11 protein-coding genes are annotated in these 13771 nt (G+C 61.4%); all 11 read left to right on the top strand.

Annotated elements, in window-relative coordinates; all coding sequences use genetic code 11:
• The first annotated feature begins 298 nt into the window (after positions 1 to 298).
• Positions 299 to 1090 carry an SGNH/GDSL hydrolase family protein gene (locus AB0Y14_RS06505; protein WP_436588373.1) on the top strand — a complete coding sequence of 264 codons (792 nt, stop codon included), beginning with the start codon at positions 299 to 301 and terminating at the stop codon, positions 1088 to 1090.
• Positions 1091 to 1446: 356 nt separating this feature from the next.
• Entirely contained in the window at positions 1447 to 2328 is an 882-nt protein-coding gene (locus AB0Y14_RS06500) for a hypothetical protein (RefSeq protein ID WP_436588372.1), read from the top strand.
• A 206-nt stretch (positions 2329 to 2534) separates the two neighbouring features.
• Positions 2535 to 3599, top strand: coding sequence for a hypothetical protein (locus AB0Y14_RS06495; RefSeq protein ID WP_436588371.1), 1065 nt, complete (start codon positions 2535 to 2537; stop codon positions 3597 to 3599).
• 55 nt (positions 3600 to 3654) lie between these two features.
• Positions 3655 to 5265 carry a hypothetical protein gene (locus AB0Y14_RS06490; protein WP_436588370.1) on the top strand — a complete coding sequence of 537 codons (1611 nt, stop codon included), beginning with the start codon at positions 3655 to 3657 and terminating at the stop codon, positions 5263 to 5265.
• Positions 5266 to 5275: 10 nt separating this feature from the next.
• The gene (locus AB0Y14_RS06485; RefSeq protein WP_436588369.1) at positions 5276 to 5938 is read left to right on the top strand and encodes a hypothetical protein; all 663 of its coding nucleotides are present in this window, start codon (positions 5276 to 5278) and stop codon (positions 5936 to 5938) included.
• 115 nt (positions 5939 to 6053) lie between these two features.
• Positions 6054 to 7082, top strand: a complete 1029-nt coding sequence (locus AB0Y14_RS06480; protein WP_436588368.1) for a LacI family DNA-binding transcriptional regulator — start codon at positions 6054 to 6056, stop codon at positions 7080 to 7082.
• A gap of 181 nt (positions 7083 to 7263) precedes the next feature.
• A complete protein-coding gene (locus AB0Y14_RS06475; protein ID WP_436588367.1) occupies positions 7264 to 8712 on the top strand; it encodes an aldehyde dehydrogenase family protein in 1449 nt (482 codons plus the stop codon).
• A gap of 48 nt (positions 8713 to 8760) precedes the next feature.
• On the top strand, positions 8761 to 10698 hold the full coding sequence (gene iolD / locus AB0Y14_RS06470) for a 3D-(3,5/4)-trihydroxycyclohexane-1,2-dione acylhydrolase (decyclizing) (protein WP_436588366.1): 1938 nt from the start codon (positions 8761 to 8763) through the stop codon (positions 10696 to 10698).
• Entirely contained in the window at positions 10695 to 11480 is a 786-nt protein-coding gene (locus AB0Y14_RS06465) for an HpcH/HpaI aldolase family protein (protein WP_436588365.1), read from the top strand. The genes iolD and AB0Y14_RS06465 overlap by 4 nt, the downstream gene beginning before the upstream one ends.
• A complete protein-coding gene (locus AB0Y14_RS06460; protein WP_436588364.1) occupies positions 11473 to 12405 on the top strand; it encodes a hydroxyacid dehydrogenase in 933 nt (310 codons plus the stop codon). The genes AB0Y14_RS06465 and AB0Y14_RS06460 overlap by 8 nt, the downstream gene beginning before the upstream one ends.
• 140 nt (positions 12406 to 12545) lie before the next feature.
• Positions 12546 to 13769: a Gfo/Idh/MocA family protein gene (locus tag AB0Y14_RS06455; RefSeq protein ID WP_436588363.1), complete on the top strand. Its 1224-nt coding sequence runs from the start codon at positions 12546 to 12548 to the stop codon at positions 13767 to 13769.
• The last annotated feature ends 2 nt before the right edge of the window (positions 13770 to 13771 follow it).

Here is a 13771-nt window from a genome sequence, read left to right as displayed (position 1 = left end):
ACTCCGAGGAGAAAGAACGGCAATGGTTCACGGCATGTCATTGAAAGATGTATCGGCCGATGCCCCCTGGCAACTGCCCTCACGGCGTTCCCTATTTCGGGCTTTAGGCGTAGGGGCCGCGGTACTGGGCACAGCGGGTTGTGCCCAGGAACCGTTGAAGCGGAGCTCGTCTCCCAACTCATTGTCGAGCAGCGCGTCTCCGAGCGAGGATGCCCGACGTCGATCGTCCCGCAAGAAGTGGGTACACGTCGGGGACTCGTTCACCCGATTGTCCCACTTGGTCCCAGCGTGCGCAGCCATGACCGGTTTCCAACACATGGACGCGAGTATCCCGGCGGACAATTCGCTCACCGCGACAATTAGAACGGGAAGCGACCCATTAAGGGCACGGGTAGACGGCGACAAGATACCGGCCGAGGGAAGTGTGGAAATTCTCGACTTCGATCCGGCGGGCTTTCGGATGCTGGAGGGTTGGGAGTACAAGGTCGAAATACATGGTGTTCGGGGAGTCATGATCTTGCAACCGCCCACGAAGAAGACTCTGTTCACGCGCGAACGCGAAGGCGAGGCGGTCGATGCTACCGGGCGGGTCGACATCCTCATGGACCCGGGCCACGAACAGGGCATAGGTACCGAGGGTTTCCACCATAACTATTCGGTTGTTTTCGCGCTGGGACGCAACGACATCGATCTCGGGGAGCCCGTTGATGACCTGGTGAAGAACATTCGGACCATGATCGAGAAGCACCCGGCCGATGAGCTGAGGTATGTGGTGACCGAGATTCCCGCCTGGCAGGACGAGAAGAACGGTACTCCGGAGCGTGAAGAACTCGATGCCTGGAACGGAAGGCTCAAACAGGAGTTCGGGGATGCATTCATTGAACCCTTCCGGTGGCTTATCGATCACCGGGAAAAGTCATTCGCTTTGGCCGGTCAGGAGATGACCGACGAGGACCGAGCCGCCGGGGACGAGGGCGTCATACCTGTTTCCCTGACCCTGGGCGATCGGGGCCACCTCAGCGAGGCCGGCGGAAAAGCATGCGCCGCGGGCGTCGTCGAAGAACTCAAACGCCTGAACCTCGTGCGGTGAGAGATTTAGTACCCAAAATTCTCACCACATGATGAGGAAGGGTCGCTGACAATGAAATCCGGATCCGGGAATGATCTCCAGGTCCGCGCCGCGCTGACCCCTGAGGAGGTTCGGTATCCGGCCGCAGAGGAACCCTTCATCGACTGGCCTTCACTCGAGAAGAAAGAACAACAATGGTTTATGGCAAATCAGTGCCAGATGCATCGGCGAATGCTCTCGGGCAGCGGATCTCGCGGCGTTCAGTGCTCCGATCCCTGGGTATAGGCGCAACGGTGGTCACCACGGCAGGGTGCGCCCAGGAACCTGTGAAGAGGTCTTCAACCCCTACCCCTGAGGCCACGCCTGAGCCCTCAACCGTGGCAACACCAAAACGGTCTTCTCGCAAACGGTGGGTGCATTTCGGCGATTCCTTCACCCGAGTCTCCAAGGTCGCTCCGGCTCTCGGAGAATTAACTGGTTACATGCACCTGGATGCGAGTGTTCCTGGTGATAATTCCCTGACCGCGGCTATTAGGTCCGGCAGCATCGGTCTCAAAGGTGAGGTTCTTGGAGGTAAGATTCCCTCTTCCGGCGATATTGAAGTGCTCAACTTTGCACCGCATGGATACAAAATGCTGGAGCAATGGGATTATAACGCAGAAATTTTGGGGGTTCGGGGAATTCTGATTCTACGTTCGACAGACGGGAAAGTTCATTTTGAACGGAATCGCCCCGGTCATGAAGTGGATGCTCCGGGAGCTTCCGAAATTATCTTGGACCCGACCCGTGAACAGCAGCATTTGGGCCAAGGGTTCCATACGAATTCTTCGATCGTGTTCGCGATCGGACGCAACGATCTCGACACTCAACAGGAAGTTGGCGGCTTGGTCGACCATATTAGGGTCATGATCGACAAGCATCCCGCCGAGCAGGTGGAGTTCGTGGTGACCGAGATACCCCCGTGGCAGAACGAGAAAATCGGAACCCCTGAACGCGAAAAGCTCGACGCATGGAACAACCGCCTCAAGGAGGAGTTCGGAGACAGATACATCGAGCCGGTCCAGTGGGTACTCAAGCACCTGGAAAAGTCCTTGTCGCTGGCGGACAAGAGAATGACCCGCCTAGACAGGCCGTCCGTGGAAAGCGGAGTCATACCCGTGTCGCTGAAGGAGGACGAGCGCGGGCACTTCAGCATCGATGGGGGAAAAGCATGGGCCATGGGAATGTACGAAGAGTTCAAACGCCTGCACTTGGTGTGATGCTCGATCACAGCTCGCCGAATGACCTTCTGCGCCAGGGGAGAGGACGGCGGGCATGCCGAATGGTCGTCACATGGCGGTCTTGGAGAAGTCCGAATACTGGAAAGAGAACCGGATTCGCGCCACGCCGACCTCTGCGGCCATTCGGATTGTGGTTGCAGTGCCCCCTCGTTGACTGAGTTGTGTCCCCAGGAGAAGGAATAGCCATGATTCAGAGCAAACCAGTGATGGCTGAATCGGTCGCTGACCCCTGCCGACTGGCCTCGCGGCGTTCGTTGCTCCGGGCGGTAGGCATGGGCGCGATCGGGGTCATGGCCACGGGGTGCGCGCAGGAGCCGTTGGGAAGGACCGCTTCGCCGAGCCCGATTGCGAGCAGCACGTCTCCGAGTGGGCAGACTCGTCGACTCTCCTCCCCAGGTGAGTGGGTGCACTTCGGAGATTCCTTCACGAATCTTTCAAGATTGGTTCCAGCCTGTGCGGAACTCACCGGTTACGAGCACATGGATGCGAGCACGATCGAAGACACGTCGCTGGTCGTGGCGATCAGATCCGGCTGCGAGCCTCTGAGGGCACGGCTCGACGGCGGCAGAATTCCGCCCAAGGGCAGCATCGAGGTGCTCGACTTCGAGCCCTCAGCCTTTCAGATGCACGAGGGAGTGGAACTCCGGGTCGAAATAAATGGTGTTCGGGGAGCGATCATTCGGCCAAGGTCCTCGAAGAAGACGTGGTTCAGACGCGCCTGGCCCGGCGAGGAACTCGAGATCTCGGGATCCGTCGACATCGCAGTGGACCCGCACCACGAGCAGTCCATCGGGACACTAGGGTTCCACCGAAACTTTTCCGTCGTCTTCGCCCTCGGCCGAAACGAGATAGACACCGGCGGATCCGTCGATGGTCTGGTGAAGAACATTCGCACCATGATCGAGAAGCATCCGGCTGAGGAACTGACGTATGTGGTGACCGAGATCCCCGCGTGGCAGGCGGAGAAGTTCGGCACCCCGGAACGCGCGAAGGTCGATGCGTGGAACGGAAGGCTCAAACAGGAATTCGAGGACGCGTTCATCGAGCCCTTCCGGTGGCTGATCGAACACCGGGAGAAGTCATTCGCCGTGGCGGATCAGAGGATGACAGGCAAGGACCGGGCCGCCGAGGACAACGGAGTCATTCCTGCCTCCCTGACCCTGGACGACCGCGGTCATCTCAGCATTCCCGGAGGAAAAGCGTGGGCCGCGGGCTTGTTCGAGGAATTCAAGCGTCTGCACTTGGTCTGATGCGGGCGCCACTCGTGGAAGGTTGTCTTCAGATGAAAAGGAAGGAAAACGGGCGATGAAAGAAGAACGGTCTCTTCGCGGATATCCCACACGGGGCAACAACGGTCCGCGAGAAGATCTCGTCTTTGCCGCGACCGGAAAGAATGCGGAGCCAACCTGGATCGAGGCACGGAAGCCGGACGGACATCCCACGCCGGCGGCCTATGAGAAGTTCGGGTTTGACCCCGAGGCTCCAGGCGACAGCCTCCTGGCGGTGACCGATGGCGTGCGGAGGGTGGACATTCTCGATTCTTCGGGATCGCTTTCACCTCGGCTTCTCCGGTATTCGTCCAAGCACAACGGTGGTCTGATCCCGGCTGCCGCCGGTGGCGTCAAGTCCGACGCCGTGCTCGAGCGCAATCCGAACATGGGCATGGCATGGGAACCGAAGAGCGGAACCGATGATACCGAAGCGTTGAGTCGCCTGGTGGTCTCCGTCTCCGAGAACGGTGGAGGCACGGTGGTTCTTCCTCCCGGTGCGACGCTGGCGAGCGTGACCCTCGCTCCAGGAGTCTCACTGGCTGGATCCGGTCAGCGAATCACGAAGCTTGTTCTCCCCAACGGAGCGAACAGACCCATCGTCGCCGTGACACCATCCGCTTCCGGCCACAAGAACTACCGCACAGAGGTTCGTGACGTGACCTTGGAGGGAAACAGGTTCAACCAAACGGTGTGGTCCAAGGGGGTCAAATGGGCCCGGAACTCTCTTGAGAACCCGGCAACCATGCCCCATGGAATTTGGATTATACGATCAGAACCCAAGCCCGACCAGGACGACGAAGGCCTCGATCTCTACAACTTGGTTGTCAACGTGAGAATCAACGATGTCTACGGCACGGCCGTCTTCGGGTGGAGAGGGAATGGGGGTACTGTTTTCCACAATGTGGTGGCCAACAGGCCTGGTGTTGGCTTCATCTCGCCGCCTGATTGTTCCTGGTCGGACTGCACCGTGGGGCAAGCGGAATTCACCGGAGTCCGTTCCCTGCACGGATCCGTGAACTATTCGAATGTCAAAACGTGGATGTCCGGAACCGCAGTTCTCAAACACCCGGCGCCGGACGGAAATGCGTATCGGCGGCGGTGGGCCAATGGCTGGGAATTCCGTGGAAATGGGGCCGACGTCACCGTTTCCTCGTCCTCATCCCAGAACCATTCCGGGCACGGTCTGTGGATTACCCCGGGAAGGGAAGGCGCGAATATCCAGATCTCCGTGGACGCGAACAATACGGTGCCGCCGTGGGCCATGCGAGCCGACGATGACCTGGAACCGTGGCTGACCAACGAAGAGACAATAGAGCGCCAGGTTTATGGTGATGACGGCCGAACCCGAGCCGATAACCCGGTACGTGCCACAACTTCCTCCGGGCACGTCGGAGCCTTCATCGAAGGGTCGAGAAACGTTCTGAACATTTCGTCGAACACAGCAGCGGAGCAGGATCGTGGAACTTTCTACGGATGGCAGAAGCATGCCCTCGCCTTCGGGGCCGAGGCGCGCGAAAACATGATCACGGTGTCACACCATTCACTGACCGAAAATCGGCCCTCTGGCGAGGTCATTAGAGGGGGCGCCACCGGCCGGAACTTTGTTCTGGGCAACGGGCGGATCCTCGATCAGGTTTCCGACTAGGAGGAAATTCATGACCACCATGATTCGAACTCAATCGAAAATCAGCAATGACCTGGCCGAGTACCTTCTGCCGGATCTTGGAGTACCCGTTGCGGCCCGCTGGGTCGCGTCGACCATGAACGCTGAGGACCCCAGCCGGATTCCCGATGCCATGGGGCTGAGCCGCACGGCCGTCGTCCGGACCACGCCCGCGGATGTGCGAGTCATCGACAGTGCGGACGGCAAAGCACTCCAGATCACCAAGGGGTCGTATCAATCGGGGCAGTTTGCCTTTCGGCACTCGCGGACCGCGGCATTCACGATGATCGGCGTCTTCTCATGCCCCGGTCCGACGGGACCCATCGCGGACTTCGGACCGTGCCGGTTACAGAGGACAGGGACCTACTCTCTGCAACGTGACAAGGATCTGATCCATGTCGAATCGCGCGACCGGAATGTCGTTCTCGTCGCCAGTTTCGACGGGGCGAACAGTCATCTGACGGTCAACGGCAAGCGTGCGTTCGGTGACCTGTCCGCGGGGAACAAGCCGGATTTCCAGTCCATGTTCGGTGCATCCTACGGGACGATCACGTGGTACGAATTCGCCATCCTCGACTTCGCGGTCTCACCCGACCAAGCGGATGAGATCGTGAACGTCATGCGCGGAATCTACCCGAATCTCCTGGGGCGATAGCCGCACATCGTGTGTCGTTCTGCCCGCCGCGGGTACCTCGGCGAAGCGGCGAAAAAGCGTGCGGTGCCTCCGCCGACTCCGGTCGTGCGGGGGATCCTGTGCCAGGATATGGAGCATGGAAAAGACCTCTGACCGGAATGATCGCCCGACGATCCGCGATGTGGCGGCCGAAGCGGGAGTCTCCAAGTCCTTGGTCTCCCTTGCATTCCAGGACTCGTCGCGCGTGAGCTCCGAACGTCTGGACAGAATCCGCGCCGCCGCGGACCGCCTCGGGTACCGGCCCAATCTCCTGGCCAGGACACTGGCCACGGAGGGGTCGCCTTTCGTGGGAATACTGGTGGTCGATATGGCGAATCCGGTGCTGACCGAAATCGCCGAGGCCGCGAGAGCGGAGCTGCACCGCCACGGTCGCTACGGCCTGGTGGCCAGCGCTACCGACGTCGGCTCGGCCTACCGGGGTGAAAGATATGGAGAGATCAACGAACAGGTTCTCGATATGTTTCGTGACCTCCGCCCGCGCGGTCTCGTGATTGTTGGAACGTCCGTCGAGGATGCGCGCCTGCCGGTCGGGATGCCTGTGGTTTTTGCCAGTGCGGCGGCCGAGCCCGGGTCGGACCACCCATCTATCCGTGCGGACGACGAGGCGGGCATTCGCCTGGTCATGGATCACTTGGTCGAACAGGGACACCGGGACATCGGTTTCGTCGGAGGCGAGGGAGGTGGGGTCTCGAGAGGGCGCCACGCGGCGTACCTGAGGTTCGTCCGCGAGCGGGGACTGCCGGAGCGAGCCATGAGGGCGGCCTTCTCCGAAGAAGAAGGTTTCGAGGCCGCCACCATGATGTTGACTTCTGACTCCCGGCCGACGGCGATCGTAGCGGTCAGCGATCTGGTGGCCCTGGGTGTGCAGTCTGCCGCCGACTCCATGAGTTTGCGAGTTCCCGAGGATCTTGCCGTCACAGGATTCGACAACACGTCGATTGCCGCCATGTCGCGTATCTCGTTAACCTCGGTCGACCCCAGAAACCGCGACATCGGGCAACTGGCGGCGGATACGATTGCGGAATCGATCGCCCGGACCGGTCGTAACAGCGAAAACGTAACCCTTGTGCCGGAACTGGTGGTCCGACGCTCGACGGCCGGGTAGGCCTCCGGCACAGGGAAAAGTCTCACCTTGACCTGTGCATTGGGTCACCCTAAAGTGTGTTGGACCGGTCCACAGTGACTTCGGTTCGATAGGCAAGGGTGCTTTGGAGCCCAATTTTGGACCGGTCCAAAATCTGGAATGACGTATTTGTACGACGTCGACGTCAACCGAAAGGCACACCATGGTCAGCAAGGAACTCCTGATCGGAGGCATCTGGGAGAAAGCGAGTAACGGTTCCGCGCCTCGGGACGTCACGTCTCCGTTCGATGGGCGAGTCGTCGGGCAGGTGGAGTCTGCCGCCGCCGAGGACGTCGAGCGAGCCATCCGTGCGGCGGAACACGGCGCTGCGAAATGGCGCCGGACCCCGGCCCACGAGCGCTCGGATATCCTCCTCAAAGCTGCTGACCTTGCGGACCAGAGGGCGGAAGAGATCGGCCGCATACTGAGCGCGGAAAACGGAAAGACGCTGGGTGAGGCCACCGGCGAAGCCAAACGCTCGGGGGACATCATCCGTCTCGCCGCATTCGAGGGAACGCAGCTCTATGGGCAGTCCCTGCCCTTGGACGCCAACCGAGGCACCGGACTGGACAAGCTCGGCTTCACTATTCGTCAGCCAGTCGGAGTGGTCGCTGCGATCAGTCCCTTCAACTATCCGGCGCTGTTGGTCAATCACAAGGTTGCTCCCGCTCTGGCCGCAGGCAACGCAGTCATTCTCAAACCTGCCGGAGCAACCCCGTTGACGGCGCTCGCGCTCGCGGAGTGCTTCGTGGATGCGGGTCTGCCGGAGGGCGTTCTGTCCGTTTTGACCGGATCAGGAAAAACCATTGGCGATGCACTCACCTCGGACCCCAGGGTTCGGAAGATCAGCTTCACCGGGTCCACCGCGGTTGGGGAGCATATCGCTGCTACCGCCGGGGTGAAAAAGCTTTCCCTCGAATTGGGCTCCTCCGCACCCGTGGTCGTGCTGCCGGACGCCGACATCGATCTCGCGGCCAGCGCCGTTGCGGCGGGCGGATACATCAACGCAGGCCAGGTATGTATTTCGGTCCAGCGAGTTGTGGCTCATCGCGATGTCGCGACCGACTTCCTGGATGCCCTCAAGGCCAAGGTTTCCGAGCACCGAACCGGCGATCCCTCGGACGACAAGACAACCGTGGGCACGCTCATCGATGAGCGAGAAGCCCAGCGCGTTGAACAGGCCTTCCGTCTGGCCGTCGACGAAGGCGCGACCTTGGCTCAGGGCGGCGAGCGGGACGGTGCGATTGTGCAACCCACGATCCTCTCCAACGTGGATCCGCGATCCTCAATCGCCCAGCAAGAACTCTTCGGCCCCGGCGTGGCCGTGTCCGTGGCCCAGGATGTCGGCGAAGCACTGGATCTCGCGAACTCGACCGACTACGGTCTCGCGGCCGGCGTGTTCACCAAGGACAACGACAATGCAGTTCGTGCCGCGCGTGAGATCGACGCGGGCGTTGTACATATCAACTGGACGCCCTTGTGGCGTGCGGACCTCATGCCATACGGAGGGTTGAAGGCTTCCGGCGTCGGCAAAGAAGGCCCCCGTGCGGCGGTAGCCGAAATGACCGAGGAAAAGGCCGTGATCCTGCATGGCCGGCCCTGGGACCAGTAACCCCATCTTTTTCCCTGACAGACCACTCGTTGAATGCAAGGAAGCATCATGACTCATCAGGACCCGACGATTCGACTCACCGTCGCCCAAGCCATCGTCAAATTCATCAGCAACCAGTATTCGATCATGGACGGCGAACGGCGCCGTTTCATCCCGGCCGCCGGAGGGATCTTCGGGCACGGAAACGTGTCCGGATTCAGCCAGGCGTTCTCCCAGTACTCGGATTCGATCCCGTTTATCCAGGGGCGCAATGAGCAGTCTCTCGGGCACATCGGTTCGGGCCTCGCCAAGGCGACTCAGCGACGCCAGACCCTCGCCGTGACGGCCTCAATCGGTCCCGGGGCCATGAACCTGGTGACGGCCTCGGCTTTGGCCACCGTCAATCGGCTGCCCTTGTTGCTCCTGCCGGGCGACACGTACGCGACGCGACGACAGGGTGTGGTCCTACAACAGCTCGAGGACCCCAGCGATCCGGGTCTGACCGTGAATGACGCATTCCGGCCCGTGTCCCGTTTCTTCGACCGGATCACCCGACCCGAGCAGCTCATCACTTCTCTGCCCCAGGCCTTCCGGGTCCTTGCGAACCCGGTCGAGACCGGCGCTGTCGTGCTCTCTGTCTCGCAGGACCTGCAGTCCATGGCGTATGACTTCCCGGTTGAGCTCTTCCGCGAGCGGGACTGGCCCATTCGACGCACCGCTCCTCAGCCGGAGGAGATTCATGCGATCGCAGAAGCGATCCGTGGTGCGGAGAAGCCCTTGATTATTGCCGGCGGCGGGGTCCACTACTCGTTGGCGCAGGAGAAGCTGCAGCAACTCGGGGAGGCCACCGGCATCCCCGTTGCCGAAACTTTCGGGGGCAAGGGCGCCATCCAGCACGACGCGGACTGGTTCCTCGGGGGTCTCGGGTTGGAGGGCAATCCGGCCACCAACCGACTCGTGGCCCAGGCTGACCTGATCCTTTCGATCGGTACTCGCCTGACCGATTTCTCCACGGGTTCACAGACCATGTTCAAGAACCCCGATGTGCGATTCGCCGCAATCAATATCGCGGAAATCGACGCCATCAAACAGGGCGGCATCGCCGCCGTCTCCGACGCTCGGCGAGGCATCGAGGATCTGCTGTCCGACCTCGAGGACTACGGGGTCTCCCAGGACTGGTCCAGCGAGATCCGTAGTCAGAAGGACGAATGGCGTCCGCAGCGTGCCGCAGCGCTGGACCCTGACACGGTGTTCGACAAGAACGCACCCGAACACGCCGATCTCAACATCCCTGACACGGACGCCGTGCTGACCCAAGGGCAGCTGATCGGCCTGATGCAGGAGCACTCCCAGAGCGGCGACGTCGTGATCGCCGCGGCGGGCGGCCCTCCCGGGGACCTCCTCAAGGTCTGGGACGCGACCGAAGGGCGCCATGCACACCTCGAATTCGGTTTCTCGTGCATGGGGTACGAGATTCCTGCCGGTATCGGGGTGCGGCTGGCGAATCCCGAGGAAGAAAAGCGCGTCTCGGTATTCATCGGGGACGGTACGTTCCTCATGAACCCCACGGAGATCCTCACCGCGGCCCAGGAAGGTCTCAAAGTGACCTACGTGGTTTCGGAAAACCACGGTTTCCAGGTGATCCGCCGTCTCCAGATGATGAAATTCGGCGAACAATTCGGGAACGATTTCCGGTATCGCGGCCACGACGAGCAGGGGCGGCTCTCGGGCGACTACCTCCAGGTGGGGCTCGAGAACATCGGTGAAGGTCTCGGTGCCAAGGTGATTCGAGCGACCTCTGCCGAGGAGGTTCGTACCGCCCTGGACGAAACCAGAAGCCACGAGGGCCCAGTCATGATCGTTGTGCCCACCGTTCCCCTGGTGGACCTGCCCGGATCGGAAGTTTTCTGGGACGTGGCACCGGCTGAAGTCAGCGAACAGGAGTGGGTCTCGCCCTTGCGGACCGAGTACGAAGAGGGACTGCGGGATCAGAGGTGGCACGTATGAGTCCGACTCCATTGGACAAGGGAAAGTTGGCCCAGCGCATCCGCTCGGGTGAACTGACGCATGGTGCTTTCTGCGGCATCGGGCATCCCGCGGCCGCGGAAATCATGGCAGCCGCCGGCCTGGACTGGGTTCTGCTGGACCTCGAGCACGGCGGATCGGACGAATCCCACATCGGCCAAGTTGTGGCTTCCACGGGCGGCTACGGTACGGCGACACTGGTGCGCGTCGAGTCCTTGGAGCGTATTCGTATCGGTCGGGCGCTGGACGCGGGTGCGGCCGGAATCATGTTGCCCCGAATCAACGATGCCATCCAGGTCGAGGAAACGTTGCGTTACTTCCGGTACCCACCCCAGGGGATGCGCGGGGTTGCTACGTACAACCGTTCCGTCCGGTGGGGTCTTGATACGGGTGCGTTGGACACCGCGAACAGTGAAGCCCTGTGCATTGTCCAGATCGAAACTCTTGGCGCCCTCAATGAGGTGGAAGAGATAGCCGTGCTGGACGGAGTCGATGTGCTGTTCATCGGACCGCTCGATCTCTCCTACGCCTTGGGAACACCGCGCAATTTCGAGTCGGAGGAATTCAAGGACGCCGTGGACCGCGTCCTCAATGCCGCGCGGAAGGCCGGGATTTCCGCAGGGATTCTCAGTGCCAACACCGATGTGGCGGAAAAGCGTGCCGCACAAGGATTCACCTTCCTCCCGGTGGGGTCGGATTCGACCCTTTTGGCAAATGCAGCTCGCGACGTCGTCACTCGCCTGGAGGGATCGCACAATGACTGAATCCGCTCAGCAGAACCGTCACGTCGTCATAGGGCTGGGACCGGTTCCGCCCGAAGAAGTCGAGACCGTACTCGGACCTGACGTGGATTTCGTCGCGGAGCCCGGACCGCAGGACCTCGCCGTCGCGGAAGGCGCGATAGTCCGAGCCGCGGTGACGGTCGGCGAGGCCGAACTCGAGCGCATGCCCGAGCTCAAAGTCATTGCCCGAACGGGAGTGGGAGTCGACGACGTCGACGTGCCCGCGGCGCAGCGGCGGGGTATTCCTGTTGCCATCACTCCGGGAACCAATACCAATGCCGTAGCCGAAGGGGCTTTCGCCCACATCCTGCACTTGGTCAAGTCGTTGGACCCGCTGACACGGTTGGTGCGCGAAGGCCGGTGGGCCGAGCGATCCGGAGTTCCGGTGGGTGACCTCGAGGGCGCGACCCTGGGCATCGTGGGCTACGGGCGTATCGGCCGGCGCGTGGCCCACATCGCTCGGGCCTTCGGGATGGAGATCCTGGCCTACGACCCCGTGGCCCCGGTCGACCCCGAGATCCGCGCAGAAACCGTGGAAGAGCTCCTCAAGGGTTCCGACGTCGTTTCTCTGCATCTTCCGTTGGTCGAACAAACCAGAAACCTCATCGACCGGGACGCCTTGGCTACCATGCGCCCCGGGGCGGTGCTGATCAACGTCAGTCGTGGTGGGATCGTGGATGAGAATGCGCTCTTGGAGGCCTTGGAGGAAGGGCGCATTTCCGGTGCCGGACTGGATGCCTTCGACCCTGAGCCGGCCCAGGACCACCCGCTTTATCACCACCCCAATACGGTGCTGACCCCGCACGTGATGGGACTGAGCAAGAACGCAGCCAGCGCGACCTTCCACGATGCGGCCGTCGCGGTTCGTGCCGTTCTGGACGGTGGTCAACCCGCTGCCGTGGCGTAGACCCGAGGAGGGCGGTCGCTATCCCCAGGGGCACCGCCCTCCCGCTATTTGTATTGACATTAGAACAAGCCGAAAAATAAGCTGAATCAACGATGGACCGGTCCAATTCTCCGGTCGGACGATCTCAACGAGGAGAAATCATGGCAGAACAGCAAACCGTTGGAGTGGGGCTCATCAGTGTTGGTTGGATGGGCAAAGTCCATTCCCGGGCCTATGCCAACATTCCAGTCTTCTACCCGGAGCTGGGGATCAAACCTCGTTTGGTGATCGCCGCCGATACGGCTGAGGACCGTGCCGAATACGCGGTCGACGTACTGGGTTATGAAAAAGGGACCACCGACTACCATGAGGTCCTTAACAATCCCGACGTGGATGTCGTCTCAATCTGTGCGCCGAACTTCCTGCATGCCCAGATTGCCCAGGACGCCGCGGCCGCGGGCAAGGCCTTCTGGCTCGAAAAGCCCGCCGGGCGATCCGCAGAGGAGACGCAAGCCATTTCCGACGCGGCGGATCGGGCCGGAGTGGTCAGCGCCGTGGGGTTCAACTACCGGAACGCGCCCGCCATCGAATATGCGCGCCAACTCGTGGCCGATGGCAAATTGGGGAGAATCACCAACGTTCGCGGTGCGTTCTTCGCCGACTACTCTGCGGACCCCCGAGGTGCCCTGTCATGGCGCTTTGTCCGCGATCTGGCGGGCTCCGGTGTTCTCGGAGATCTGATGGGACACCTGATCGATCTGACGCACTACGTGGTGGGACCCGTCCAGGAAGTCACGGCCGCGACCTCGACGGTCTACTCCGAGCGTCCCGAACTGCCGATGGGCAGCGGAACCCACTTTGCCATCGTGGAGAACGGCGACATGAAGCCCGTGGAGAACGAGGACTACGCTTCGATGATCGTCCGCTACGCCCAGCCCGATTCCTCGGGCTCGGCATCGCCCGTTATCGGAACGCTGGAGGCCTCCCGCGTGGCCAACGGTCCGCGTGCGTCCTACGGCGTGGAGGTCTACGGAACCGAAGGGTCTTTCCGCTGGGACTTCGAGAGGATGAATGAGCTCCAGCTCGCGCTCAACACCGCGCCCCACGTTGGTTACACCACGGTCATGGCTGGCGCGGAATTCGGAGACTTTTCAGTTTTCCAGCCAGGCGCCGGGACTCCCATGGGATATGACGACCTCAAGACCATCGAGGCCAAGAAGTTCCTCCTCGCGTTCCTGGGACAGGACTCCCAGCACGCAGATATCAAGGACGGCCTGTCCGCCAACCGTGTGGTTTCCGCGGCCGAGAAGTCGGCGGAAAGCGGCAGCTGGCAGAAGGTCGACCAGGTTTCCAACACCAGCGCGCAGGGGAAGGGCGGAAAATAGTC

This window comes from Rothia sp. HC945 (genome assembly GCF_051370785.1).
Lineage (GTDB): Bacteria > Actinomycetota > Actinomycetes > Actinomycetales > Micrococcaceae > Rothia.
Note: the sequence above shows the minus strand (reverse complement) of the source record. Positions and strands in the feature narration are given on the sequence as shown.